Source organism: Rhizobium sp. SG741 (assembly GCF_012275435.1).
Taxonomy (GTDB): Bacteria; Pseudomonadota; Alphaproteobacteria; order Rhizobiales; family Rhizobiaceae; genus Rhizobium; species Rhizobium lusitanum.
The window spans coordinates 861,087-885,465 of the sequence record NZ_JAAZQP010000001.1; the positions used below are offsets into that span (position 1 = coordinate 861,087).

Annotated in this window: 23 protein-coding genes and 1 pseudogene; 12 read left to right on the plus strand and 12 right to left on the minus strand. The window is 60.8% G+C overall.

Going from position 1 to position 24,379, the window contains the following annotated elements; genetic code table 11:
* Positions 1–123: 123 nt before the first annotated feature.
* The 3 genes from FHT29_RS04395 (at position 124) to FHT29_RS04405 (ending at position 3,915) form a co-directional block, all read left to right on the plus strand.
* Positions 124–2,313, plus strand: a complete 2,190-nt coding sequence (locus tag FHT29_RS04395) for an anthranilate synthase (RefSeq protein ID WP_047562636.1) — start codon at positions 124–126, stop codon at positions 2,311–2,313.
* 132 nt (positions 2,314–2,445) lie between these two features.
* Positions 2,446–3,153, plus strand: a complete 708-nt coding sequence (locus FHT29_RS04400) for a TIGR02117 family protein (RefSeq protein ID WP_348644853.1) — start codon at positions 2,446–2,448, stop codon at positions 3,151–3,153.
* Positions 3,154–3,279: 126 nt separating this feature from the next.
* On the plus strand, positions 3,280–3,915 hold the full coding sequence (locus FHT29_RS04405; protein ID WP_047562638.1) for a glyoxalase/bleomycin resistance/extradiol dioxygenase family protein: 636 nt from the start codon (positions 3,280–3,282) through the stop codon (positions 3,913–3,915).
* A 30-nt stretch (positions 3,916–3,945) separates the two neighbouring features.
* On the opposite strand, the gene bluB is transcribed toward FHT29_RS04405, so the two are convergent.
* Positions 3,946–4,692, minus strand: coding sequence for a 5,6-dimethylbenzimidazole synthase (bluB, locus tag FHT29_RS04410; protein WP_234903740.1), 747 nt, complete (start codon positions 4,690–4,692; stop codon positions 3,946–3,948).
* Between the two features lie 388 nt (positions 4,693–5,080).
* Between bluB and FHT29_RS04415 the strand changes: the two genes are divergently transcribed.
* Positions 5,081–5,995 carry a cation diffusion facilitator family transporter gene (locus tag FHT29_RS04415; protein WP_037194788.1) on the plus strand — a complete coding sequence of 305 codons (915 nt, stop codon included), beginning with the start codon at positions 5,081–5,083 and terminating at the stop codon, positions 5,993–5,995.
* Between the two features lies 1 nt (position 5,996).
* Positions 5,997–6,461 (plus strand): preQ(1) synthase, encoded by a 465-nt coding sequence (gene queF / locus FHT29_RS04420; protein WP_037194787.1) that lies wholly within the window; start codon positions 5,997–5,999, stop codon positions 6,459–6,461.
* A gap of 55 nt (positions 6,462–6,516) precedes the next feature.
* Here the strand turns inward: queF and FHT29_RS04425 are convergent, their stop codons facing one another.
* On the minus strand, positions 6,517–7,329 hold the full coding sequence (locus tag FHT29_RS04425) for a DUF2076 domain-containing protein (RefSeq protein ID WP_047562962.1): 813 nt from the start codon (positions 7,327–7,329) through the stop codon (positions 6,517–6,519).
* A gap of 230 nt (positions 7,330–7,559) precedes the next feature.
* Here FHT29_RS04425 and FHT29_RS04430 point away from each other — a divergent pair, with 230 nt between their 5' ends.
* The 3 genes from FHT29_RS04430 to greA all read left to right on the plus strand — a co-directional run bounded on the left by FHT29_RS04430 (position 7,560) and on the right by greA (position 10,030).
* Positions 7,560–8,147 (plus strand): ATP-dependent Clp protease proteolytic subunit, encoded by a 588-nt coding sequence (locus tag FHT29_RS04430; protein ID WP_037194786.1) that lies wholly within the window; start codon positions 7,560–7,562, stop codon positions 8,145–8,147.
* Positions 8,148–8,409: 262 nt separating this feature from the next.
* Positions 8,410–9,372 carry an MYG1 family protein gene (locus tag FHT29_RS04435; protein WP_037194785.1) on the plus strand — a complete coding sequence of 321 codons (963 nt, stop codon included), beginning with the start codon at positions 8,410–8,412 and terminating at the stop codon, positions 9,370–9,372.
* Between the two features lie 175 nt (positions 9,373–9,547).
* The gene (gene greA / locus FHT29_RS04440) at positions 9,548–10,030 is read left to right on the plus strand and encodes a transcription elongation factor GreA (RefSeq protein WP_037194784.1); all 483 of its coding nucleotides are present in this window, start codon (positions 9,548–9,550) and stop codon (positions 10,028–10,030) included.
* A 299-nt stretch (positions 10,031–10,329) separates the two neighbouring features.
* On the opposite strand, the gene FHT29_RS04445 is transcribed toward greA, so the two are convergent.
* From FHT29_RS04445 to FHT29_RS04455, 3 genes are read right to left on the minus strand one after another with little or no spacing between them, the layout of a single operon-like run.
* The gene (locus FHT29_RS04445; protein WP_037194783.1) at positions 10,330–10,713 is read right to left on the minus strand and encodes a glyoxalase/bleomycin resistance/extradiol dioxygenase family protein; all 384 of its coding nucleotides are present in this window, start codon (positions 10,711–10,713) and stop codon (positions 10,330–10,332) included.
* Positions 10,679–11,863, minus strand: a complete 1,185-nt coding sequence (locus tag FHT29_RS04450) for an MFS transporter (RefSeq protein WP_037194782.1) — start codon at positions 11,861–11,863, stop codon at positions 10,679–10,681. Before FHT29_RS04450 ends, FHT29_RS04445 begins: the two co-directional genes overlap by 35 nt.
* Before the next feature lie 22 nt (positions 11,864–11,885).
* A complete protein-coding gene (locus tag FHT29_RS04455; protein WP_168599237.1) occupies positions 11,886–12,671 on the minus strand; it encodes a DeoR/GlpR family DNA-binding transcription regulator in 786 nt (261 codons plus the stop codon).
* 239 nt (positions 12,672–12,910) lie between these two features.
* Between FHT29_RS04455 and FHT29_RS04460 the strand changes: the two genes are divergently transcribed.
* Both FHT29_RS04460 and leuA read left to right on the plus strand, forming a co-directional pair.
* Complete coding sequence (locus FHT29_RS04460; RefSeq protein WP_168599238.1) at positions 12,911–14,095, plus strand: benzoate/H(+) symporter BenE family transporter; 1,185 nt, start codon at positions 12,911–12,913, stop codon at positions 14,093–14,095.
* Positions 14,096–14,422: 327 nt separating this feature from the next.
* Positions 14,423–16,135, plus strand: coding sequence for a 2-isopropylmalate synthase (gene leuA, locus FHT29_RS04465; RefSeq protein ID WP_037194779.1), 1,713 nt, complete (start codon positions 14,423–14,425; stop codon positions 16,133–16,135).
* Positions 16,136–16,197: 62 nt separating this feature from the next.
* On the opposite strand, the gene FHT29_RS04470 is transcribed toward leuA, so the two are convergent.
* The 6 genes from FHT29_RS04470 to FHT29_RS04495 all read right to left on the minus strand — a co-directional run bounded on the left by FHT29_RS04470 (position 16,198) and on the right by FHT29_RS04495 (position 21,771).
* Positions 16,198–18,042 carry an ABC transporter ATP-binding protein gene (locus tag FHT29_RS04470; RefSeq protein WP_047562656.1) on the minus strand — a complete coding sequence of 615 codons (1,845 nt, stop codon included), beginning with the start codon at positions 18,040–18,042 and terminating at the stop codon, positions 16,198–16,200.
* Positions 18,043–18,312: 270 nt separating this feature from the next.
* The gene (locus FHT29_RS04475) at positions 18,313–18,516 is read right to left on the minus strand and encodes a hypothetical protein (RefSeq protein ID WP_037194776.1); all 204 of its coding nucleotides are present in this window, start codon (positions 18,514–18,516) and stop codon (positions 18,313–18,315) included.
* 99 nt (positions 18,517–18,615) lie between these two features.
* Positions 18,616–19,440: an anti-sigma factor gene (locus FHT29_RS04480; protein ID WP_168599239.1), complete on the minus strand. Its 825-nt coding sequence runs from the start codon at positions 19,438–19,440 to the stop codon at positions 18,616–18,618.
* Between the two features lie 21 nt (positions 19,441–19,461).
* Entirely contained in the window at positions 19,462–19,977 is a 516-nt protein-coding gene (locus FHT29_RS04485; protein WP_037194773.1) for an RNA polymerase sigma factor, read from the minus strand.
* Positions 19,978–20,191: 214 nt separating this feature from the next.
* Positions 20,192–20,758, minus strand: coding sequence for a tetratricopeptide repeat protein (locus FHT29_RS04490; RefSeq protein ID WP_168599240.1), 567 nt, complete (start codon positions 20,756–20,758; stop codon positions 20,192–20,194).
* Between the two features lie 92 nt (positions 20,759–20,850).
* On the minus strand, positions 20,851–21,771 hold the full coding sequence (locus FHT29_RS04495; RefSeq protein ID WP_246702982.1) for a metallophosphoesterase: 921 nt from the start codon (positions 21,769–21,771) through the stop codon (positions 20,851–20,853).
* Between the two features lie 164 nt (positions 21,772–21,935).
* On the opposite strand from FHT29_RS04495, the gene FHT29_RS04500 reads away from it, so the two are divergent.
* Entirely contained in the window at positions 21,936–22,334 is a 399-nt protein-coding gene (locus tag FHT29_RS04500; RefSeq protein WP_234903806.1) for an NUDIX domain-containing protein, read from the plus strand.
* Positions 22,335–22,382: 48 nt separating this feature from the next.
* Here the strand turns inward: FHT29_RS04500 and FHT29_RS04505 are convergent.
* A pseudogene (locus tag FHT29_RS04505) lies at positions 22,383–23,372 on the minus strand (glutathione S-transferase family protein).
* A gap of 347 nt (positions 23,373–23,719) precedes the next feature.
* Here FHT29_RS04505 and FHT29_RS04510 point away from each other — a divergent pair.
* Complete coding sequence (locus FHT29_RS04510) at positions 23,720–24,292, plus strand: N-acetyltransferase (protein ID WP_168599302.1); 573 nt, start codon at positions 23,720–23,722, stop codon at positions 24,290–24,292.
* Positions 24,293–24,379: the final 87 nt, after the last annotated feature.

Sequence of the window (24,379 nt, forward strand, 5' to 3'; positions counted from 1 at the left end):
CTCGCTGAGGCGGCCTCGACCAATCGTGTTCAAAGACCACGAGTGAGCCGCCCGAGATTTCGAGGCGGCTTTTTTGTTATAAAGGCCGCCTGTCATCCGGGCCCGATAACGGAGTAAGGAACAATGGTAACGATCCTTCGGGATGATGGTGCGGAAATCTACGAGACGAAGGGCGGGATCACCGTTACCCGGCAGCGTCGGCCGACCCCTTATGCGGATGCTGTTTCGTCCTATATCGACAAGCTCGACGAGCGCCGCGGCGCGGTCTTCTCGTCGAACTACGAATATCCCGGCCGCTACACGCGTTGGGATACCGCCATCGTCGACCCGCCGCTTGGCCTTTCCTGCTTTGGCCGCGACGTCTGGATCGAAGCCTATAACGAGCGCGGCGAAGCCATTCTCGGCTTCATCACCGAGAAGCTGAAGACCGTTTCCGAGCTGACGCTTGGTGCCTCGACACCGCGCCGGCTCGACCTGACTGTCAAGACGCCGGATCGGGTGTTTACCGAGGAAGAACGCTCGAAGATGCCGACCGTGTTTACCGTGCTGCGCGCGGTGACGGAGCTGTTCTATTCGCAGGCGGATGCCAGCATCGGCTTCTACGGCGCCTTCGGCTACGATCTTGCTTTCCAGTTCGATGCCATCAACCTGAAGCTCAAGCGCCCGGACGACCAGCGCGACATGGTGCTCTACCTGCCGGACGAGATCCTGGTGGTCGATAATTACTCCGCCAAGGCCTGGATCGACCGTTACGACTTCGCCAAGGGTGGCATTTCGACCGAGGGTAAGTCCGGCGAGATCTCCGCCGAGCCCTTCCGCAATACCGATGCCATCCCGCCGAAGAGCGATCACCGCCCCGGCGAATATGCCGAGCTGGTGGTCAAGGCGAAGGAGAGCTTCCGCAAGGGGGATCTCTTCGAAGTCGTGCCCGGCCAGAAGTTCATGGAGCGCTGCGAGAGCAAGCCTTCGGATATTTCCAAGCGGCTGAAGGCGATCAATCCGTCGCCCTATTCCTTCTTCATCAATCTCGGCAATCAGGAATATCTTGTGGGAGCATCGCCTGAGATGTTCGTGCGCGTCTCCGGCCGCCGCATCGAGACCTGCCCGATTTCAGGCACGATCAAGCGCGGCGACGATCCGATCGCCGATAGCGAGCAGATCCTGAAGCTGTTGAATTCTAAGAAGGACGAGTCCGAGCTGACCATGTGCTCCGACGTTGACCGCAATGACAAGAGCCGCGTCTGCGAGCCGGGCTCGGTCAAGGTCATCGGGCGTCGGCAGATCGAGATGTATTCGCGTCTCATCCACACGGTCGATCATATCGAGGGGCGCCTGCGCGACGACATGGACGCCTTTGACGGTTTCCTCAGCCACGCATGGGCCGTCACCGTTACCGGTGCACCGAAGCTCTGGGCCATGCGCTTCATCGAGAGCCATGAAAAGAGCCCGCGCGCATGGTATGGTGGCGCGATCGGCATGGTCGGCTTCAACGGCGATATGAATACCGGCCTGACGCTGCGCACCGTGCGCATCAAGGACGGCATTGCCGAGGTGCGGGCCGGCGCGACGCTGCTCAACGACTCGATCCCCGAGGAAGAAGAAGCCGAAACCGAATTGAAGGCCTCCGCCATGCTGTCTGCCATCCGTGATGCCAAGGCTGCGAATTCCGGCAAGCAGCAGCGCGACGTTGCCTCCGTCGGCAAGGGCGTGAAGATCCTGCTGATCGACCACGAGGACAGTTTTGTCCATACGCTTGCGAATTATTTCCGCCAGACGGGCGCGACCGTTTCGACCGTGCGCACGCCGGTGCCGGAAGAGGTGTTCGACCGGCTGGATCCCGATCTGGTCGTGCTGTCGCCGGGACCCGGCAATCCGAAGGATTTCGACTGCAAGGCGACGATCAAGAAGGCGAGGGCGCGCAACCTGCCGATCTTCGGCGTCTGCCTGGGGCTGCAGGCACTGGCCGAAGCCTATGGTGGCGAGTTGCGCCACCTCGCACTGCCGATGCACGGTAAGCCTTCGCGCATCCGCGTGCTCGAACCGGGCCTTGTCTTCTCCGGCCTCGGCCGCGAAGTCACAGTCGGTCGCTACCATTCGATCTTTGCCGATCCTTCGACGCTGCCGCGTGATTTCATGATCACGGCCGAAAGCGAGGATGGCACGATCATGGGTATCGAGCACGTGAAGGAACCGATCGCGGCCGTGCAGTTCCATCCGGAATCGATCATGACGCTCGGCGGCGATGCAGGCATGCGGATGATCGAGAATGTGGTGGCACATTTGGCGCGCCGTGCAAAGACGAAGGCGGCCTGACGCAAAGCCCGGCGGCTGCGGATTTAAACATCCCCATGTACTCGGGAAAAGTGCATGGGGATGTTTTTTGCCTTGAAAGAGCCAACAAGCACTTGAAGACATCTCACGTCGGGTAGGGGCTTCCGGTTGTCGATTGCGAAAATATTCAAACGCGTTCTACTCGCCGTGCTGGCGCTTGTTGCGATTGCCGCTTTCGGAATCGCCGTGCCGCGGCCGCTCTGGCATGACGAGCCTGCGCTGGCCGAACATTCCCATCGCATCCTCGTGCTCAGCAATCCCATTCATACGGACATCGCCATCCCCGTCGACGACGATCTCATGGCCCGCTTCGGTTTTCTGCGAGCGGCGGGGCTTGATCTCGACAATCCGAACCTGCGCTACCTCGTTTTCGGCTGGGGCGGCCGGAGCTTCTATACTGAGACGCCGACCTGGGCGGACCTGAAGGTGGAACCGGTGCTGAAGAGTTTCACCTTGGATCAGTCCGTCATCCATGCCGAGTTGGCGGGCGCCATCCCAGAAAATGCGCCTGCGGTGACCGTGCTCAGCATCGATGACGGCGGCCTTGAGCGGTTGAAGCAATTCGTCCTCGACAGCCTTGCGCAGGCTGATAGCGGACCGGTGTCCCTGCCGGGCAGCAATTACGGCGAGAACGATGCGTTCTTCGAGGCGAGGGGATATTTCAATCCACTGATGGGATGCAATACTTGGACGGCCGCCGGATTGCGGCAGGCGGGATTGACCTCGGGTCTATGGACTGCGCTGCCGTGGATGCTGCGGCTGTCGCTCAGCCTGCATAATGCGCGCGATCGTTTTGCTGCAAGCCTTTCATCTACCGAATAGCTGTAGGAGCCAGTTTGACTTGCCAATGGTTGTAAATTAGTCTTTTCACGTTCCCGTGGGGCACATCGGCATTGGGGCCGAAAGGGCTAAGCCCGCCCGCTGACAACCCTCAGCAGGAATGTGCCCATGCCGACCCTTGATACCTATCGCAAACAAGCCAAGCTATTGCTGCGCTGGCACCGTGACGGCGATTATTCCATCGGAGAAAGAGTTAGAACGCTGGAGCGCTTCAAATCGCTGACCGACCGCGAGGTCTTGGCGATGAAGTTACCACTGACACTGGCGCAGGAAATCGTCGCCGTCGAAGCGGGCCACAAGAGCTGGGCCGAGCTGAAAGCCGTGGCAGTGGATGCGCCCAAGGTGCCGACCGCTTCGCCGGAGCCGCCTGCCATTATGAATGTGGTTCCGATCCTCTTCGTGCGGGACGTGACCGCGAGCGCGGCCTTCTTTGGGGATAGGCTGGGCTTTCTGGTGGATTTCCTACACGGCGCACCGCCTTTCTATGGCGCGGTTTCGCGTGACGGTATCTGCCTGCATTTGCGGCTCGTCCATCAGCCATTTTTTGCGGCCGCCGCCGCGCGCGAGAAGTCGCTGATCCTGGCTTCGATCGAGGTCTCCAATGTCCAGGGACTATTCGAGGAATTCAAGGCCAAGGGCGTGGAGTTTGCGCAGCCGCTTGCGAAGCAGGCGTGGGGCGGCACCGATTTTCACGTGCGCGATCCGGACGGGAACGTGATCTCGTTTGTGGCATTCAAATCGTGATATTCGGACTATCGGTGATGATGACGGAGCTTAGGGCTCCTCGCCATCCTGCCAGCATTCCTCGAAGATCAGCCTGTCGAGCGGCAGCCGGTCGCGCCAACCCTTCACGGAAAGTTCCGGCATGTCGTAGAGTTCGTCGACATAACCGACGCACAGCCAGGCGACGATCTTGACGTGCTCGGGTATGCCCAGGATCGTCTTGATGGCCTCTTCGTGGAAAATGCTGACCCAGCCGACGCCGACACCTTCGGCGCGCGCGGCGAGCCAGAGATTCTGGACGGCGCAGACGGTCGAATAGACATCCGTCGCCGGATTATGCGTGCGGCCAAGCACCACAGGGCCGCCACGCGTGGTATCGCAGGTGATGCAGATGCTGAGCGGCGCCTTGCGGATGCCCTCCAGCTTCAGCCGCTGATATTGCGCGCGCCGATCGCCCTCGAACATTGCGCAGGCTTCCTCGTTTGCCTGATGGAACGCCTGCCAGACGCGTTCGCGCGTTTCCGGCTGACGGATCAGAATGAAGTTCCACGGCTGCATGAAGCCGACCGAGGGGGCGGAATGGGCCGCCTGCAGCAATCGCCTGACGAGGTCCTCCGGCAGCGGGTCGGACCTAAACTGGTCGCGCACGTCGCGTCGGGTCTCGATGGCGCGATAGACTGCGTTGCGCTCTCCCTCGGAGAACGCGCCGGCCGCGATCAGATGATCCGATACGCCTGCCGGAGCATCGGCGATGGAGGGCGCAAGATTAGCGTCGGTGGGGTCGTCAAGAGCAGACATGTTCAACCATGGTTTCGTGAGGGAGCGGCGGTTCGTCGGTCGATGCCGTCCACCTTCGCATATCGGGCTGAAGCACAGCTTAGTGCGCGATCGCAAGCGAAACTACCAGCACGATTCTTCACAGGCGAGCATATAATCGGCTTCCAATTGCCGCGAAGCGTCGTTTCAAGTGGATTTCTCCTCATGCTCCGCTCTTCGTTTGAACCGCCCGCTCGGGAGGAATTGTGCTGAGAAATGCGCCGCCTCCTTTGACAAATGAGGCGTCGTGCATCATATAACCCGTCAATGAACCGCCTGCGCGAAACTCGCGCGGGCGGTTTTGCATTTCAACGGCGCGTTTTTTGCAATTCATTCGCATATGCATGGCGCGCGGATATCGGAGAAGGGTATGAGCGGGCAAGGAAACGACACGATCAGGCGGCTCGCCCTGTGGGGCATTCCGCTGTCGCTTGGCGTCATGGGGTTGAAGATGCTGGCCTGGTGGCTGACGGGCTCCGTGGCGCTTTTGTCCGACGGCCTGGAGTCCCTCGTCAACGTCGTCGCCGCCTTGATTGCCTTCTTTGTCATCCGTTACGCGCAGAAGCCGGCCGACCACGATCATCCCTTCGGCCATCACAAGGCGGAATATCTTTCCGCCGTCACCGAGGGGGCGATGATCATCGTTGCGGCGCTGATGATCGTGCAGGAAGCGGTGGGGCATTTGGGCAATCCGCAGCCGATGCAGGCGCCGGCGCTCGGACTTGCGATCAACGTCGTCGCCGGCGTCATCAACAGTGTCTGGGCCTTGACGCTGATCCGCGCGGGCAAAGCGCATCGCTCGCCGGCGTTATTGGCGGACGGGCAGCACATCATGTCCGACGTCTATACCTCGATCGGCGTGCTGATCGGCCTGCTGCTGGCGCTTGGCACTGGTCAGCCGATCTTCGACCCCGTGCTTGCCATTCTTGTCGCCATCAACATTCTCTATCAGGGCTGGATGGTCATCTCCAGTTCCATCGACGGGCTGATGGACAAGGCCGTGTTGCCGGAGGAGGAGAGCGCGATCAAGGATGCGATCGCCAAGAATGCCGAGGGGTCGCTTGGCGTGCACGATCTGAAGACGCGCCGGGCGGGATCCGTGACCTTTGTCGATTTCCATATGGTAGTACCCGCCGCCATGCCGGTGCGTGACGCGCATCGCATCTGCGACCGCCTTGAAGACGCCATACGGGTGATCCATGCGGGCGCCGAAATAACCATTCATGTGGAGCCCGAGGGCGAGAAAGCCCACGGCATCCGCGTCAAAGTGATCAAGGAGGCCTGATATGCCCAATACCGATGTTTCCGGCCTGTCGATGCTCGGCAGCCAGACAGAAACGGCAGCGAACCCAGAAGCGGCCGTTCTCGAAAAAGTGCCGTCCGGCCATGCCGGCACCGATTATGTCGTCCGCTTCACGGCGCCCGAATTCACCTCGCTTTGCCCGATGACGGGTCAGCCGGATTTCGCCCATATCGTCATCGATTACGTGCCGAACGAATGGCTGGTGGAATCGAAGTCGTTGAAGCTCTTCCTCCATTCCTTCCGTAACCACGGCGCATTTCACGAGGATTGCTCGATCTACATCGCCAAGCGTCTGGTGGAACTGCTGGACCCCAAGTGGTTGCGCATCGGCGCCTACTGGTATCCGCGCGGCGGCATCCCGATCGACGTCTTCTGGCAGACCGGCAAGCCGCCGGAAGGCGTATGGCTGCCGGATCAGGGCGTGCAGCCCTATCGTGGTCGAGGCTGAACAAAAAGCCGCCGTCTGATGGCGGCTTTTTCTTTGAGCTCACGGTAGCCTGGTGTCAGGCAAACGAGCTGTCGTCGCCGCCATTGTCGAACGAATCGTCATTGGCGTCGTCCTGGGCGTCCTGCGCGGCGTCCTGGGCGTAATCGGCAGCACTCTGATCATTCGGATCGCTATTATCGTCATTGCCGAAATAGTTGTTGTTGATGATCGTTTCCTGCACTGGCTGTTCGGCTGCATTGGCCGCCGTGCCTCCGAAGAGGCCGCTGCCGGAATTTCCACCGAAGAGACCGCCGCCAGTGCCGCCCAGATGCGGGCTGAACAGGCTGGAGAGCGATTCCGCCAGCATCACGCCGCCGGCGACGCCGGCTGCCGTGCCGAGAGCGCCGCGCAGGAAACTGCCGCCGGCCGAGGGGGCTGCTGCCTGCTGGCTCCACGGGCCGGATGGCTGCGGCTGCTGGCCGCCCCATGGGCCTGGCTGCGGTTGGGCGTTGCGGGCATAATCATCATAGAGACGACCCTGCTGTTGCGGATATCCGGCCTGAGGCGCCGGCGCGCGCGGCGGCTGGCCACCGCCGAAGAGGGAACCGAGCCCGCCGAGGAAACCGCCGCTCTGACCCTGCGGATGGCTGTCGGCCCCCTGCTGCTCGAGCTCGTGCACGCGCGCTTCGAGCTGCTGGATGCGATCGGCGGCAGCCTTCATGCCCTGTTCCTGCATGATAACGGCCTGCGCCAGGAAATACGGCGCGTAGGGCTGGTCGCGAACCGACTGGTTGATGAAGGTCTCCGCATCGGCGTCGCGTTGAGCGCTGGATGCGGCGCGCACGCGGTCGAAGAGAGAGGTGAGCAGTTGACGTTCTTCAGGCGACATGATGGCCTCCTTGGCTATCTGTTGCTGCAAATTTGGGACGCGATCCTCATCGCGCTGACCTGACGTAGGATCCAATGTCGGCTTTTCAAAGCCTTTCAAGTTACATTTCGGTAATCCGCAGCCATAACACCATGTTCCCTGGTGCTATTCCCGCCTTGTCTTTTTCCGGCATTGTTTTACGGATTGAGTCGCACTATGTGCGGTGAACGACGCATCTGCTGGAGAGTTGAATGAACGACGAAGACGAACAGGAAGACAAGAAGACGGAGCTGCCCTTGGGCAAGGACGCGGAGGCGAATCTTTTCAAGTCGCGTTCGATCTTCATTTATGGCGGCATCACGCAGGAACTGGCGCAGAAGACCTGCGCGCAGCTCGTAGCGCTCGCCGCCGCCAGCGACGAAGACATCCGCATCTATGTGAATTCGCCCGGCGGCCACGTCGAATCAGGCGATTCCATTCACGACATGATCAAGTTCATCAAGCCGAAGGTCTGGATGATCGGCACGGGTTGGGTCGCTTCCGCCGGTGCGCTGATCTATGTCTCGGTTCCCAAGGAGCGCCGTGTTTGCCTGCCGAACACCCGCTTCCTGCTGCACCAACCGTCCGGCGGCACGCGCGGCATGGCCTCCGACATCGAGATCCAGGCGCGCGAGATCATCAAGATGAACGAGCGCCTGAACAGGATCTTCTCGGAAGCCACCGGTCAGCCGGTCGAAAAGATCGCCAAGGATACGGACCGCGACTACTGGCTGTCCGCCGAGGAAGCCAAGACCTATGGTCTGGTCTCGCGCATCGTGACGTCGCAGGCGGAAATCTGATCTAGCAGATTCTGCTTATCGAGAGCCCTCGTTTGCCGGCAGGCAGGCGAGGGCTTTTTGTGCGGTGAAAGCTGTTTACCACGGCTGCCTTGCCCAACGCAGACACCGATCCACCCCGTTCGAAACGTTCCGTATTGCCGCTCGAGGTAGGGAACGACTAACGCACCAGAAGAGCGAATGACGGGTTGAGCTGACGTCCAGCAACGGCTATCTGGTGCCAACCTCAAGACGATCCTCCGCAAACAACAAGGCACATCCCGGCATGATCCCAGATTTCCTCGTCACCCATTCCGGTGGCTTCCATGCCGACGAGCTGCTGTCCAGCGTCATTCTGAGCCGGCTCTTCCCGCAGGCTCGCCTCATCCGCAGCAGGGCGCAGGAATGGATCGCACCCGGCGCCGACCGCATCATCTACGATGTGGGCGGAAAATATGATGCCGCGGAGCGGATCTACGATCACCATCAGCGCGGTGCGCCGCTGCGGGACGATGGCCAACCCTACAGTTCGTTCGGATTGATCTGGAAGCACTATGGCCGTGATTATCTCGCCGCCTTCGGTCTTCCTGAAGCAAATATCGATGCCGTACATGCCTCGTTCGATGCCAGCTTTGTGCTGCCGGTCGATCTGGTGGACAATGGCGCGCTCAGCCCCTCCGTTGCCGGGCCGCTGGCCGGGCTCACGCTGCCGGCGCTGCTGGAAACCTTAAAACCGGTGTTCGACGAGACCGATCCCGAAGCCGACGATCGCGGCTTCCACACCGCGCTGGCCATCGCACGTAGTTTCGTTGAGGCAAGGATAGGTCAAAGTGCTGCAAAATTGCGGGCCGAGGCACTTGTGCACCAGGCAATCGTGGATACCGGCGAGGGGCGAGTTCTAGAACTCCCGATGGGAATGCCGTTCCGTCCGGCCATCGTGAAGGCGGGCGCGGATCATTTGCTGTTTGTCGTTCACCCGCGCGAAAAGGACTGGTGCCTGACCGGTATCCGCCGCGCCCAGGAAGGGTTTGAGCTGCGGGCCGATCTGCCTGCGGCTTGGGCTGGCCTGACAAATGGTGATCTGGAGGCGGCTTGCGGCGTAGAGGGCGCGAGCTTTTGCCACAATGGCCGTTTCATCGCCGCCGCCGCGACCCGCGAGGCCGCCCTCGCCATGGCCGCGCTGGCAGTAAGGGAAGCGCTTTCCACCGGGCAGGCATCGGCAGCCGAAGCCAGCCTTGTTCCAAGCTGAACTATTCTTGTCGTCCGTGACGACCGGAAACGTCGCAGTCCGTGGGGCGATATCGACCACCGATGGGTCAAGATTGGCGGTTCGTCCATTGTCGGTGTATTTATGGTTCTAACAGCGCAGCGGCAATCGTCCCGATGTGCTGCAAGAACGCGCCGCGCCCGAAGGGAGTTCGAGATTGGCTGTTGCCTTCACCAAGGAAGAGAGTTTCGAAACCGCTTCGGAAACCCTGATTCCTGATCGCCCAATTTCGGCGCATCCGAATCTTGTGACGGAAGCGGGGTTGAAGGCTCTGGAGTTGCAGCTCCAGCAAGCGCGCGAGGCTTACGATGCTTCGAGCACAATCGAAGACGTGAACGAACGTCGCCGGCAGGCAGCAAGCCCCTTGCGAGATCTGCGTTACTTTGCGGCAAGAGTTCGCACGGCTCAGCTTGTCCCTGACCCGACTTCGATTGACACCGTCGCCTTCGGGAGCACGGTGACCTTCAGCCGTGACGATGGGCGCGTGCAGACCTATCGCATCGTCGGAGAGGATGAAGCGGACCCCAAGGCCGGTTCGATTTCCTTCGTATCCCCGGTGGCAAGGCTTCTGATCGGCAAGGCTGTCGGAGATGTCGTCAGCGTGGGTGATCAAGAGCTTGAGATCACTGCCATCTCGTAGAGCGCCCAACTGGCCGCCATGCGAAAGCAACGGCTCTACAAGACATTCTCGAACAGTTTATAACTCTCTGAAGTCGCCGGTCAGCCGGAGAGCGCACCATTAAGGCTTATGAACTGAGGATTTGCCGGCATGCACTGTTGGTGAAGTGGTTTCACAACCGGCATGTCCTTGACCAGAAGAGGGTGCTGGCGGCGGGATCGGCCGCCGCCAGCGTTCGCCGCTTGGGAGGGTGCAACGTTTCCGAGGGCGGCGAATTCGAAAAATTCGGATGACGAGCGTCGTCCGGCCTGCAATGCTTTCTACGTCGTGATCTCGATCGGAGTGCCGTCCGGCATGGTAATAACCGCCTCGTAGAAACCGTCGCCCGTTGTCCGGGGCCCGGATTTCAGGCAGCCATCCGTCTTGCATCGCTCGGCCAGCGCATCGACCGCCGCCCGGTCGCCCAGCGATATTGCGATATGGCCCCAACCGACGCGTTCGTCATGCGTATCGGCTGGAAGCCATGGGCCGGTCATCAGTTCGACCTGGTCGAGCCCCGCAGACAGATGCACGAAGCGGGAGATGAAGCCGGGGCGGCGCTGGCTGTGATAGGGCTCGCCGACGGTCGCTCCGAAGTACTTCATCCAGAACGCCGCTGCGGCGTCGATATCATGTGTCCACAGAGCGGTATGAGCGATGCGCATTTGCGTCCTCCTGGCCCTGGGGGCGGGTAACGATGCCGGCGCATAGAGGTGCGGCGCACAGCAATATGGCGAGCATCCAGAATGAGCCGGGCAAGCCGACATGGTTCGCGACGAAGCCCACACTGGCAGGCCCGATCAACACGCCCGCATATCCGCACATGGTGATTGCGGCGACAGCCAGCCCCGCCGGCATGACCGTCTGCGTCCCTCCCTTGCGGAAGAGCACCGGCACGATGTTGGAGGCGCCAAGCCCGATCAGCAGAAAGCCGCTCATGGCAAGGATCGCGATCGGGCTCAGCAGCAGAACGACGAAACCGGCCACCGCGACGAGGCCGCCCCATAGCATGATCGCCCTGTCGCCGAGCTTCGCCGTGATGGTATCGCCGGCCAGGCGCCCTGCTGTCATGGCAATCGCAAACAGCATGTAGCCGAGGCCGCCATGGCTGGCCTCGACCCTGCCTTGCGTGGTGAGCAGCAGGGCGCTCCAATCGAGAATGGCGCCTTCGACGAGGAAGGTAATGGCGGCGAGGACGGCAAGCAGCAAAACAAAGCTGCGGGGAATGGCGAAGAGCGGCGCATCCTCCGACGGAACGGTCCTGAGCAGCCGGGGCCATGCGACGACCATGGCGAGTACCATCAGGGCAGAAGATAGCAATGTTGCGACCAGAGGGCCGGCGTGAACGGATAGCAACAACGTCACCAGCAACGAGCCGATAAAGCCACCAATGCTGAAAAGAGCATGAAAGCCCGACATCAGAGGCCGGCCGGCGCCTTTTTCCACCTCGACAGCGTGAATGTTCATCGCGACGTCGAGTGATCCGAGCGATGCGCCAAACACGGCGAGGGTGATGCCCAGCGTGAATGGCGTGCTGGCTATGGTGAGGATCGGCAAGGTGAGCGCGAGCCCCAATCCGCCCGCAATAATGATGGGTTTGCTGCCGTAGCGTGCGCTCAACATGCCGGTGGCAAGCATCGCGGCGACCGAGCCGAGGCCTAGGCAAAGCAGCAATATGCCCAGCACACCGTCATCGACCCCGAGCCGGGCCTTGGCGAAGGGGACGAGGGGAGCCCAACAAGCGAGACCAAATCCCGCGATCAAAAAAGCCAGTCGTGTTGCCAGCCGAGTTTCCGGCCGATCAGCGGATTGCATGATGATTCCCCGTCTTTCGAGATCAGGACGATGAAATGATGTCGTTCGGCTTCACGAGAGCGAAACCAGCTTCGACCGCGGCTTCCACGTCGCCAGCTGGCAGGTCGTCTTCGACAATCAGCCAATCGATGTCGGTGGCACCGCCGATGCGATGCGCCGCACGCTCGTGAAACTTTTCTGACGTTGCTATGGCGATGCGCGACGCGCTGCGTTTGATGAGCGTCCGTTTGAAAATGGCGTCTGCGTGTTCATGCACGCTGATGCCGTTTCTCGCCGAAACCGCGCACGCACCCACGAAGCAGCGATCGATATTCATGTTCTCGATGGCTGCGACCGCCGTCGCGTCGACGCTGCCTCCGACGATGGCATTGACCGCGCCGCCGATGAGGATGAGCTCGAAGTCGCCACGGTTCATGATGGCAGCCGCTATGTCGATGGAGTTTGTGGCAATCGTCAGTTCGCTGTTCTTCGGCAGCAAGTCAATGATCGCAAGGTTCGTGCTGCCGCTGTCGAGAAATACAAACTCGCCCGGTTCGATCATGCTGGCGGCTGCTCGCGCCAGCGCCCTTTTTCGATCGGATGCCTGCCCGATCCGCGCAGAGATGGGCTGCGAGGGCGTCAGGAGAGGAAGCGCACCGCCATAGACGCGCCGGCATTTGCCCTCGGCGGCAAGCGCCCTCAGATCCCGGCGCACGGCATCCTCGGAAACGTTGAACTCGGCCGCAAGCGATGCGGCGACGATCTGCCGTCCGTCCGCAAGCCGTGCTTCTATGACGTCGCGGCGGGACAATGGAAGTGAATTGCTCATGAATTTGCATTAACGTGCAGAAACGAGAGAGTCAATCTGCATGTTTGTGCATGTTTAGTGATCTGCGATGATCATGTGTCGAGGGCCGGCAAGTTGCATTGTCCACTTCGGCACCGTTCGCCGATGGCCGGTCTTGCTGTCATCGTTGCCACTTTGCCCGGGAACTGCACTTGCACGCCCGCTGCTTGTGATGCTCCATGGGGGCTCAATCGTCTTTTCCGCCCTGAGTCTTCGCCGCCATGCTCAAAGATTTCTCCATCCAAAGCCTGTTCATGGGGTGCCTCACGGCCTTTGTCGGCTTTGCCAGTTCCTTTGCCGTCGTCTTCCACGGTCTGCAGGTCGTCGGCGCGACGGATGCCCAGGCGGCGTCCGGCCTGATGGCTCTTTCGATTGCGATGGGCCTTTGCGCCATCGTGCTGAGCGCGGTGACCAGATTGCCCATCAGCATTGCCTGGTCGACGCCCGGCGCAGCGCTGCTTGCGAGCGCCGGTGCGATCGAGGGCGGCTTTCCAGCGGCGGTCGGGGCTTTCTTCATCTGCGGTGTCCTGATCGTCATTGCCGGGCTGTTCCGGCCGTTCGGCCGTGCGGTGGCTTCCATCCCCGCGCCGCTGGCCAACGCTATGCTTTCGGGCGTGCTGCTTGGCCTGTGTTTTGCGCCGGTGAAGGCGATTGCCTTCAATCCCGCATTTGGCCTGCCGATTATCCTTGCCTGGATCATTGTCGGCTCCTTCAAGCGGTTGTGGGCAGTGCCGGCGGCACTTGCCGCCTTCGCCCTGGTGCTGGCCTTCGGCGTGAAAATACCGGATGGCGCATTCGCTTCGCTCGAGCATTCGCTGTTGCCGACTGTGGAACTGGTGAAACCGGTCTTCACCATCGCCGGCCTCATCTCCATCGCGCTGCCGCTATTCATCGTGACCATGGCGTCGCAGAATATCCCCGGCATCGCGGTGCTGAAGGTCCATCACTACGATCCCAAGCCGGGCCCGCTATTTGCGATCACCGGTGTGTTTTCGCTGTTGGCCGTGCCCTTCGGCGGCCATGCGGTCAATCTTGCCGCGATCACGGCCGCCATGTGCGCCGGCCAGGATGCGCATGCGGATCCCAAGCGGCGTTACTGGGCTGCGATCGTTGCCGGGATCGGCTATATTGTCCTGGGATTGCTCGCCAGTGCCGTCACCGCTTTCGTGGCGCTGGCACCGCAGATCCTGATCGAGGCGGTCGCCGGCTTGGCGCTGGTCGGCGCGCTGTCGAACTCAGCCCTCAATGCTTTCCAGCGGGCGGAATCGCGCGAGGCTGCCGCGATTACATTTCTGGTGACGGCATCGGGTGTTTCCTTCGGCGGAATTTCCGGCGCCTTCTGGGGCCTGCTTGCCGGCGGATTGATGATGGCGCTGTCGCGCGGCGTGCAGCTGCTGAAGAAGTGAGCAGGGGGTTGCTTCTTTGTTGTCGCGCGGCTATAAGCGCGACCATGAAGTTGACTGGCGCAAAGATTTCCGAACAGATTGCACGTGGGCGCTTCGCCCTGCGTGACAATACGCGCGCCCTGACATCGCTTCTCCTCCTCGGCCTTACGCGCGGTTGCCGGGTCCTTTGAGGAGCGCCCGGCGGCCGAAAAGCCCGCTGGCCATCGCTCCTCGCGACTTACCCTAAAATCGACAGTACACCCGCGAGGGGTCCGCATTTGTCATCGCCAAGCCGCATCCGATCGGCTAAGACGCGGGATAAATGACGGGAAAGGAAGAGACGAAACCATGGACGCAAACAGCCATTCCCCCAAAGGCATGCCCGAAGCAACGGTGAAATACCGCGCCTATCCCCAGATCAACATTCCCGACCGGACATGGCCGTCCAAGGTCATCACCAAGGCGCCGATCTGGTGTTCCGTCGACCTGCGCGACGGCAATCAGGCGCTGGTCGATCCGATGGGTCACGACCGCAAGGCGCGCATGTTCCAGCTGCTGCTGGACATGGGCTTCAAGGAAATCGAGATCGGTTTCCCCTCGGCCTCGCAGACCGACTTCGATTTTGCTCGCTGGTGCATCGAGCAGGGCAACGTGCCTGACGACGTATCGCTGCAGGTACTGGTGCAGTGCCGCCCGGAATTGATCACCCGCACTTTCGAGGCTCTCGAAGGCGCCAACAAGCCGATCGTCCATTTCTACAATTCCACCAGCGAATTGCAGCGCCGCGTGGTGTTTGCCAAGGACGTGCAGGGCATCAAGCAGATCGCCGTCGATGCGGCGAAGATGATCAGCGACATGGCGGCCAAGGCCGGCGGCGGCTATCGCTTCGAATATTCGCCGGAAAGCTTCACCGGCACCGAGCTGGACGTGGCGCTGGAGATCTGCAACGCGGTGATCGGCGTGATGAAGCCGACGCCGGATAACAAGCTGATCATCAACCTGCCGTCGACTGTGGAAATGGCGACGCCGAACATCTATGCCGACCAGATCGAATGGATGTGCCGCAATCTCGACAATCGCGAAAACCTGATCATCTCTCTGCACCCGCACAATGACCGCGGCACGGGCATCGCCGCCGCCGAGCTGGCCTTGATGGCCGGCGCCGACCGCGTCGAAGGCACTCTGTTCGGCAATGGCGAGCGCACCGGCAACGTCGATGTCGTTACCATGGCGTTGAACATGTTCACGCAAGGCGTCGATCCGGAGCTGGATTGCTCCAACATCGAGCGCATGAAGGAAGTCTTCGAATATTCCAACCAGATGGCGATCGGCGAGCGTCACCCTTACGTCGGCGAATTGGTCTACACCGCCTTTTCCGGCTCGCACCAGGATGCGATCAACAAGGGCATGAAAGCTGCCAAGGTCGCCAACCATCCGGTCTGGGAAGTGCCCTATCTGCCGATCGACCCGCAGGATGTCGGCCGCACCTATGAGGCGATCATCCGAATCAACTCGCAATCCGGCAAGGGCGGCATCGCCTATATCATGCAGCAGGACTACGGTTTGAACCTGCCGCGCAATCTGCAGGTGGAATATCGCGAAGAGATCCAGCGCATCACCGATGAGGAAGGCAAGGAATTGCCATCCAAGCGCATCTACGAGCATTTCATCGAGCGCTACGTAACGCAGCCGGGTGCCCGCCTTCGCTTCGTCGATCATCACACCTTCGCCGATCCCGAGCGTAAGGGTCAGCGCATCGTCGCCGCCGAGATTACCGACAATGGCGAGGTGAAGCGTATCGAAGGGCATGGCAACGGCCCGATCGACGGCTTCATCAACGCGCTCTCGATCTATCTCGGCGTTCCGATGTCCGTCGAAGATTATTCAGAGCATTCGCTGCAGCATGGCTCCAACGCCTCGGCGATCTCCTATGTCGAGATTTCCTATCCGGGCGGCAAGCTCTTCGGTGCCGGCATCAACACCAACATCGTCGCCGCCTCCCTGGAAGCGATCGTCTCGGCGGCAAACCGCGTGCTCGATATCAAGACGGCGAAAGGCTGAGGCTATCAGCCGCCTTCTGTTAAAATCCCCTCGGTCACGCCGAGGGGATTTTTTGTTGCGTATCAGCTCGCTGCCGGATCGTCGGCTTCGATGAAGCCGCCGGATTGGTGTGCCCAGAGCGCGGCATAGATGCCGTTGCGGGCGAGCAACTGTGCGTGGGTGCCGTCCTCGACGATACGACCCCTGTCGAGGACGACAATGCGGTCCATCCGCGCGATGGTCGACAGTCGGTGGGCGATGGCGATGACCGTCTTGCCCTCCATGATGCCGTAGAGCGTGTCCTGGATGGCGGCTTCCACTTCCGAATCCAGCGCCGACGTCGCCTCGTCCAGGATCAGGATCGGCGCATCCTTCAGAATGGCGCGGGCGATCGCTATGCGCTGCCTTTGGCCGCCTGAAAGCTGGACGCCGCGCTCGCCGGCATGGGCGTCATAGCCGGTCCGCCCTTCATGGTCCCGCAGGCTGGCGATGAAACCGTCGGCGGCGGCATTTTCGGCGGCCATGACAATCGCGGCCTCTGAAACGCCGGCATTGCCGTGGGCGATGTTGTCGCGAATGGAGCGGTGGAGAAGAGTGGCCTCCTGGCTTACCATGGCGATCTGCCGGCGCAGGCTTTCCTGCGTCACGCGGCGGATATCCTGGCCGTCTATTTCGATGGAGCCGGACTCCGGGTCGAAGAAACGCAGCAGCAGGTTGACGAGGGTGGATTTGCCCGTGCCCGAGCGGCCGACAAGGCCGATCTTCTGGCCCGCCGCAACCCGCAGGGAAACGCCGTCCAGACCGCCATCACCCTTGCCGTAATGGTGGGTGACCTGCTTGAAGGCGATCTCGCCGCGATCGATAGCAAGCGGGTGTGCCCCGGGCGCATCCTCGATCGAGAGAGGCTGCGCCACGGTCAGCAGCGATTGCCGCATCGCGCCAAGATGGGCAAACAGAGAGGAAACGGCATCCAGCATCCATTCCGCCATGCCCGTGATGCGGAAGCTCAGGGCAAGCGAGGCCGCGATAAGTCCGAGCGGCGCGCCGCCGGACTGCCATAGGATCACGGCATAGCCGACCAATGCGACGATCAGGAAACTGCCGAGGAACAGCATGCTCGAATTGACCGTGACCTCGAGTTTCTGCACGCGAACGAAGGTTTCGCGCGCGGTGGCAAAGCGCTGCAGGGCTTCACGATCCTCCGTTTGCGCGTCGGCAAAGAGCTTTATGAGGTCGATATTGGCGTAGGTGTCGACCGTCATGCCCGCAAGAGCGGCATTGGCTCCCTGGAAGTTCTCCGACGCGTGGCGCAACCGTGGGATGACGAAGGCCATCATGCCAAGATAGCAGCAGAGCCATACGATCAGCGGCCAGATCAGGCGCGGATCGATCGAGGCCATCAGCCAGAGCGAGCCGGCGACATAGATCGTGACGAAGGACAGGGTGTGCAGCACGGCATAGGCAGCACCTGTCGCCGACGTACCGATGTCGCGCACCTGGCTGGCGATGCGCCCGGAGAAATCCTGGCGGAACCAGCCGACTGATTGTCTGAGCACATGACGATGCGCGCGCCAGCGGAACAGCGTCTCGGCATTCGGCCTGAATGCGATGTCGTCAAGGCTCTCTCTAAGATAGCCCGCAAGCGGCCGGCCGATCAACACCAGCGCGGCGGCGGCCAGCAGCCCGGTGCCTTGCGATGCCCAGAACTCATCCCGTCTGGCTGCTGCCAGATTATCCACAAGCTGGCTGGTATAGCCGATGAGCCAGATTTCGATGGCAGCGCCTATGACAGTCAAGGCCAGGCTCATGGCCATGACAGTTCGGAAAGGGCGAAGGTTGGTGATGAGATACCGCCACGTCCGCGACGATGGCTTCAGCTCGCCATAATCCTGGAACGGATCGACGAACTCTTCAAAGCGACGAAACATGAGTGCCCTCCGAGGGCGGGAAATAGCAATCTGATGGGCGGACCGAACAAGCAGTCCTTCACGGCACTGCTTTTCAGCGGTGGTTTCCTGTGCCGTGGGTTTTCATCAAAGTGCTCTCCTCATGGTCGCTGCTGCCTCTATAGCGTGTATCGGCGCCAATGTCAGCAGAAATTGCGCCGCAGCCAAGCAATGCGCCGGCAGCACAGAACGGACCATGATTTCAGAGGTGTCAAAGCCGATGCCGAGTAACGACACGTGCTTATGGCGCGCTCAGGATTTTTGCTGGGCGAGGACGTCGCGCTGTTTCGTCAACCGCTCGAGCTCTTCTTCCTGTTCGGCGATGCGATCCGACGTCCGTTCTTCGTCCGCCGCGCCGGAAAAGGCGGTGGCTTGCTCGATCAGCTCGCGCAGATTTTCCCTTATTGCCGCAATTCGACTGTCGATTTCCGGGATGGTCAGCAGAATGTCGGACATGGTGAAACTCCAGCGAGAATATAATCCAATGCGATTGACCGCCACCCATTATCCATCGGCTGGCTGGCAGCCGCAAGCTGCAAAGCGAGAGAATGCTTTTTAGATTTCCGAGGATACCCTGTTGGCAATCTGGTCGAGCATCGCATCCGACGAGGGGCCGACGACTGCATAGGTCACGCCATTGCGATGCCAGGATACGATGCTGACATCGTCCTTGATGGTCTCGTCGAAATTGTCGTCATTCGACGCACCGTCGATCTTGGTGAAGCAGATGGCGACGACGTCACCATCCAGGTTCTTGTAGATCAGCTGGCCGACAGGCTTGCCGCCGGCAACGAACATGCGTGCGCCCTGGAACACGAGGCCGTCGGCGGCAAGATCCGGAAAATTGAACTTGACGCCCACCGTGCTCGACAGCCACTTGCTGATCTCATCCAGCTCGCTCGCTTGCAGTTCGACCATATGGTGCGGCTGGCGCGAATAGATGCGATGGTAGGCGGCAATGTCATCCAGCCAGTTGCGCGTCGATGTCTGCGCCGGAGTGGGCGGCGCGGCTGCTGGCATGCCCGGTGGCTGCATGCCGAAGAAATAGCCGATGCCGCCGCCGAGCGCGAACAGGATGAGGGCGGCCGCAAGCGACTGTCTGCCGGTCGGGGCAAGTTTCAGGGATGGCCGGGCAAGACGGGGGGAGGGGTCGCGCGTCTTAGGAGGCTGCGCACTCTTGATGGACCGCACAAGTGCCAGCGGCACCGGTTCCTTCAACACTTCGTCGAAAGCCTTGCGGCCGACATCGGAGCCGTGCTTCAGTTCATCGAAAATCCGCCGTGCGTCAGGATCGGAAGCAATGAGCTTTTCCAGCTCGTCCTTCTCTTCGCGGCTCGTCTCGCCATCCATGAAGGCGGACAAACGAACTTCGAGCGGCATTTTCTTCATGTCCTGCAATGCTTAAAACCTTCGAGACGAGCGGCTGTGGCCTTGGGAGGCAAGATAGAGACGGGCGCTGGAGAGCCGCGATGTCACTGCCGACAAGGGAATGCCGAGAATATCGGCCGCCTGCTTGTAGTTATGCCCTTCGACTTCGACCAGCAGGAAGACACTGGCAAGTCCTTCGGGCAAAGATGTGACCAAACGGTGCGCTTCTCCGTCTTCCACCGGATTGGTATGCGTAGCCGATGCCGCCGGCTCGCCCTGTTCCAGGGCACTGCCTTTGGCGGCGGGGCGCAGCTTGTGGCGCCGGGCTTCGTCGACCCATTGGTGTCGGGCCATCGTATAGAGCCAGCTTTCCAATTTGCCACCGCCGTTCCAAAGATGGAATTTAGCGATGCCGCGCTGACAGACGCTCTGGACGAGTTCGTCCGCATCGGTCAAATCGCCGGTGAGTGTCACCGCGAAGCGGCGAAGCTTCGGGAGAAGGCCGACCAGATCGCGTCTGATGTCGATGGCTGCTACCGGCGTGGGCATGGTCGTTCCAGAGAGGTGTTGGAGGTTGTCACACTGGCGATGCCTTTCCGCAAATGACGGCCTTTCCCTTGTGAAAGGTCATGCGAGCGGAATGATCGTCCTGTGTTGGTATGAACCATTTCTATGCCGTTTCGCAAGTCTTCAAAAATTGCTCGCGCACTTGCCTGCCGTCGTTCGAGCGCCGTGCCGTCAAGGCCCCGCGCCCCCGCATGCCCTAATAGGTGACCTGGCCCTTCAGCGATTGCAGCAGCGAGCGATATGCCCAGGTATTTTCACCGCCACGGTCACGGATTTCGACAAGCTGCACGCGCGCGCCCTGGACATCGCCCTGCGCGAGGAGGGCTTGTCCCATATAAGAGCGCGCAAGAATATAGTTTTCGTCGCGTTGCAGGGCCTTGCGGTAGTAGCTCATGCCGAGCTCCATACGACCGGCCTTGCGGTTGGAATAGCCGAGATAATTGAGGATGCGGGGATCGTCCTGATTCTTGGCGAGCTTCAGGACAGTGATGGCGTTGTCGTACTGGCCGGCATAGGCGAATTCGCGCGCAGCCTGGAACAACTGATCATCGTTGAAGCCGCTTTCCTTCGGCTTCACGCATTCCTTCTTGTCCTTGTCCCACACCTTGCCGTCTGTGCACTCGGTCGTGGTCTTGCTCTTCGGTGGTGGCGCCGTTTCGTCGTTTTCCGAACCGGCGGCGAAGGCATGCAGGCTGGCGGTGAGCAAAAATCCGGCCGTAAGCGCCATCATTGCGGAGCTCTTCTTGGCGACCTTAAAACCCATGCTATCCTCCGGGAATCCGATGGTTCGATTGTAGCTCCGTATCTTCAAAAACGCTACCGAAACGACGCGGTCGGTGGACACAAAACACGAGATCATAGCGCCAGAATATCGACGCCTTGGGCCTCGACACCCTCGCCTCTGGCATCGAGGCTGTAGCGTTCAGCCTTCAGTTCCCAGGCGCCGGGGCGACCGGCAATGGCGAAGAGATTGTAGGCGGCGCGCGGCTTCAATCCGCCGGCGCCCTGCGAGGCCGAAGCGATGCCGACGACCGGCACCGGGCCGGTGTGTCCGCGCAGCCAATGCACGGTGTTGAGGTGCGTATGGCCGTGAAGGACCAGTTCGGCGCCGCCCGTCGAGATGGCGGCCGCAAAGCGGCGAATACCGATCATGCGCTTGTAGAAGCTGGTCGCGCCGCGGATCGGCGGGTGATGGATCATGACGACGCGAAAGAGCCCGGCATCGCCGGCGGCGCGAAGCAAGTTCACCGTTTCGCGCGCCTGGCGGGCGGAGTAAAAGCCGCTGGCGGCGAACGGAGGCGTGGCGAAGGCTGTGGAGCAGCCGATCAGCGCAACCTGATCGCGAACGCGCAGATACGGGAAGATATGCTGGTCTTCCGGCCATTCTGCCGGCGCGCGATCACCCCTGACATAGGGATACCAGGCGCGCATGGCTTTCTCATATGACCCTGGCACATAGGCATCGTGATTGCCGGGAACGACCGAGGTGTCGAGCGGGTCGCCGACCGTCTTCAGCCATGCCGCCGCCGTTTGGATCTCGATGCCGCTTGCAAGGTTGACGAGATCGCCTGTCACGGCAAGATGATCGACTTGCTTCGCCTTGATGTCGTCAAGAAGGAGATCGAGCGTACCGCCAAAAAGGTGCTTGCGCCGGTTCCGATGCCAGTTCACAAATCCGGTAATGCGTTTGGAGGCGAGTTCTCTGATCGAAAGGCGTGGCAGGGGACCTAGGTGAATATCGGAAATATGCGCGAGCTTGAACATGGGATGAGACATAGCCCACTCTATTGTCAAAACAAATACATCCCCTGTCTGATTACGGATCGACGAAGCGTCGGAGTTCAGGCATGAGCGACGAGATCTCTCGCGACGAAGAGCGCGGGCTGGGCGTGCGGCTGCTCGGCTTTGCGCTGCATACCTATTTCGCGCTGACCCGCAGCATGACGCTCGGCGTGCGCGCGGCCTGCTTCGACGGCGAAGGGCGAATTTTCCTGGTGCGGCATTCCTACATCGCCGGATGGCACATGCCCGGCGGTGGTGTCGAACGCCATGAGACGGTGGAGCAGGCGCTTGCGAAGGAGCTGCGGGAGGAAGGCAATCTGGTGATATCGGGCAGGCCGCAGCTCTTCCACGTCTATTTCAACAACCGCACCAGCAGACGCGACCATGTCGTCTTCTACCGTGTTGAGGTAACGCAGACCGCGCTGCGCAAGCCGGATCGCGAAATCGTCGAAAGCGGCTTCTTTCCTCTCGACGCACTTCCCAAGGGCGCGACCAAGGCGACCTATAGGCGGCTGAAGGAACTGGAGGGGGCGGAGCCTCCCTCGAACTATTGGTGACATCAGCCTCGCCATCGACGGCCACGGCGAGGCTTGTCCAGTTCCAACTCAGGCAGCCTTTGCCAATCCCTCCCGGCCATGCGGGCGATCGAAATCAAGGTCGGGGCCGATGGGCACGATGCCCGTCGGGTTAATTGTCTTGTGGCTGCGATAGTAGTGGTTCTTGATATGGGCGAGGTTCACCGTTTCGGCCACGCCGGCAACCTGATAAAGATCGCGCAGATATGCCGAGAGGTTCGCATAGTCGGCAATGCGGCGGATGTTGCATTTGAAATGGCCGACATAGACGGCGTCGAAGCGAACGAGTGTGGTGAACAGCCGCCAGTCGGCCTCCGTCAGCCGATCTCCGAACAGTTAGCGCTTCGTCGATAGCCGCTTGTCGAGCATATCGAGCGTCTCGAAGAGGCGACGGGTGTTTTCCTCGTAGGCCTCCTGCGCTGTCGCGAAGCCGGCCTTGTAGACGCCGTTGTTGACAGTGTCGTAGACGATCTCGTTCAGCGCATCGATGTCCGATCGCAGGTCTGCGGGATAGAAATCCTCCCTTGATCCGGTCAACGCATCGAAGGCGCTGTTGAACATGCGGATGATTTCGGCTGACTCATTGTTGACGATCGTGCCGGTCCGCTTGTCCCAGAGAACGGGGACCGTGACACGACCGGAATAGTGCGGATCGGCCTTGACGTAGATTTCCCAAAGCGCCTTGGCGCCGAAAAGGGGATCGAGCGTCCCTCCGTCTTTCCCTTTGAATTCCCAGCCGTTTTCCAGCATCAACGGATCGACGATCGAGACCGGGATCAGATCCTCGAGCTTCTTCAGCCTGCGGAAGATCAGGGTGCGGTGCGCCCAGGGGCAGGCAAGCGAAACGTAGAGATGGTAGCGTCCGGCCTCGGCCTTGAAGCCTCCGGTTCCAGTCGGGCCGGGTGTGCCGTCCGGGGTGATCCAGTTACGGAACTGCGATGCGGCCCGCTTGAAATGGCCCTTTGTCTCCTTGGTGTCGTACCAGACGTCGTGCCAGACGCCGTCAACCAACATGCCCATTGTTCTGTCCTTTCGGAAATGCTGCTGCCAACTTAACCTCGAAGATACGGCATGCCGACCGAATTTCGAGACGATAAACGATGAACACTGCGTTGCTGGCATGATCGGCAGGCATCGGAGGCGTTCCACTTGGGTCACATCATCGTGCAGACACGATCAGCGTCAACAAGCAGCGGCCCGCATTTTACATTGGACGCGCCGGATATTTCCTGCTATCGGGCTTGTCACACTTTGAGGACCGCTTGTCATGAAAGTCACCAGAAGCCTGCGACGACGCCGATGATCCCGAACGCTCGATGAGCGCCTTCGAGAACAATTCCGTCTGTCTATATGGTTTCCTTGGTCTAATGTACAAGCACGATCTGGTCTACCTCACTGAGGATGCGTCGCACGACGCTGTCATCGAACTCATCAACGAAGAAGCATTCGGTCCCGGCCGGTTCACCCGTGCCGCTGCACGGATTCGCGAGCAGGGGCCGCATGATCGCACGCTGTCCTTCATCTGCGCCGACGACGGAGAAACGATCGCCTCCGTGCGCATGACGCCGGTGCTTGCCGGCTCGGTCAAGGGGCATCTGCTTGGGCCGCTCGCAGTCCGGCCCTCGCACAAGAACCAGGGTATCGGCCGCGAACTCGTGCGGATTGCTGTCGAAGCCGCCAAACGCAAGGGGTCGGAAGCGGTCATCCTTGTCGGCGACCCGCCCTACTACGGCCCGCTCGGCTTCGAAAAGGTTGCTTATAACGCCCTGACGTTTCCGGGTCCGGTCGATCCCAATCGCGTTCTGGTCGTGCCGATTGCCGCCGACACGCATGAGCGGCTGCATGGTTCGATCGTCTGGCGTGATGGTTCTGTTCCGGCCGTTATTGCCGAAGACGAAGATGCGAATGAGATGGTGCCGCTGACCGCAATTGCGGTCTAGCGGCCGTGTCATCCACAGTTGTACCTAAGCCCGTGGCTCTCGCATTCCGACGCCCGGTCATTTTTCATCGACCTGTCATATAGCCAA

What these genes read in the sequence shown, in the direction of transcription:
- FHT29_RS04425 (WP_047562962.1), bottom strand. Translation starts at nt 7,329, where the DNA reads ATGTCGCCTGAAGAACGTCAACTGCTCACCTCTCTCTTCGACCGCGTG.
- FHT29_RS04415 (WP_037194788.1), top strand. Translation starts at nt 5,081, where the DNA reads ATGAGCGGGCAAGGAAACGACACGATCAGGCGGCTCGCCCTGTGGGGC.
- FHT29_RS04430 (WP_037194786.1), top strand. Translation starts at nt 7,560, where the DNA reads ATGAACGACGAAGACGAACAGGAAGACAAGAAGACGGAGCTGCCCTTG.
- FHT29_RS04395 (WP_047562636.1), top strand. Translation starts at nt 124, where the DNA reads ATGGTAACGATCCTTCGGGATGATGGTGCGGAAATCTACGAGACGAAG.
- FHT29_RS04480 (WP_168599239.1), bottom strand. Translation starts at nt 19,440, where the DNA reads ATGCCGCTCGAAGTTCGTTTGTCCGCCTTCATGGATGGCGAGACGAGC.
- FHT29_RS04470 (WP_047562656.1), bottom strand. Translation starts at nt 18,042, where the DNA reads ATGTTTCGTCGCTTTGAAGAGTTCGTCGATCCGTTCCAGGATTATGGC.
- FHT29_RS04460 (WP_168599238.1), top strand. Translation starts at nt 12,911, where the DNA reads ATGCTCAAAGATTTCTCCATCCAAAGCCTGTTCATGGGGTGCCTCACG.
- FHT29_RS04495 (WP_246702982.1), bottom strand. Translation starts at nt 21,771, where the DNA reads ATGTCTCATCCCATGTTCAAGCTCGCGCATATTTCCGATATTCACCTA.
- bluB (WP_234903740.1), bottom strand. Translation starts at nt 4,692, where the DNA reads ATGTCTGCTCTTGACGACCCCACCGACGCTAATCTTGCGCCCTCCATC.
- FHT29_RS04500 (WP_234903806.1), top strand. Translation starts at nt 21,936, where the DNA reads ATGACGCTCGGCGTGCGCGCGGCCTGCTTCGACGGCGAAGGGCGAATT.
- FHT29_RS04510 (WP_168599302.1), top strand. Translation starts at nt 23,720, where the DNA reads ATGTACAAGCACGATCTGGTCTACCTCACTGAGGATGCGTCGCACGAC.
- queF (WP_037194787.1), top strand. Translation starts at nt 5,997, where the DNA reads ATGCCCAATACCGATGTTTCCGGCCTGTCGATGCTCGGCAGCCAGACA.
- FHT29_RS04485 (WP_037194773.1), bottom strand. Translation starts at nt 19,977, where the DNA reads ATGCCCACGCCGGTAGCAGCCATCGACATCAGACGCGATCTGGTCGGC.
- FHT29_RS04490 (WP_168599240.1), bottom strand. Translation starts at nt 20,758, where the DNA reads ATGGGTTTTAAGGTCGCCAAGAAGAGCTCCGCAATGATGGCGCTTACG.
- FHT29_RS04445 (WP_037194783.1), bottom strand. Translation starts at nt 10,713, where the DNA reads ATGCGCATCGCTCATACCGCTCTGTGGACACATGATATCGACGCCGCA.
- FHT29_RS04450 (WP_037194782.1), bottom strand. Translation starts at nt 11,863, where the DNA reads ATGCAATCCGCTGATCGGCCGGAAACTCGGCTGGCAACACGACTGGCT.
- FHT29_RS04475 (WP_037194776.1), bottom strand. Translation starts at nt 18,516, where the DNA reads ATGTCCGACATTCTGCTGACCATCCCGGAAATCGACAGTCGAATTGCG.
- FHT29_RS04455 (WP_168599237.1), bottom strand. Translation starts at nt 12,671, where the DNA reads ATGAGCAATTCACTTCCATTGTCCCGCCGCGACGTCATAGAAGCACGG.
- FHT29_RS04405 (WP_047562638.1), top strand. Translation starts at nt 3,280, where the DNA reads ATGCCGACCCTTGATACCTATCGCAAACAAGCCAAGCTATTGCTGCGC.
- leuA (WP_037194779.1), top strand. Translation starts at nt 14,423, where the DNA reads ATGGACGCAAACAGCCATTCCCCCAAAGGCATGCCCGAAGCAACGGTG.
- FHT29_RS04435 (WP_037194785.1), top strand. Translation starts at nt 8,410, where the DNA reads ATGATCCCAGATTTCCTCGTCACCCATTCCGGTGGCTTCCATGCCGAC.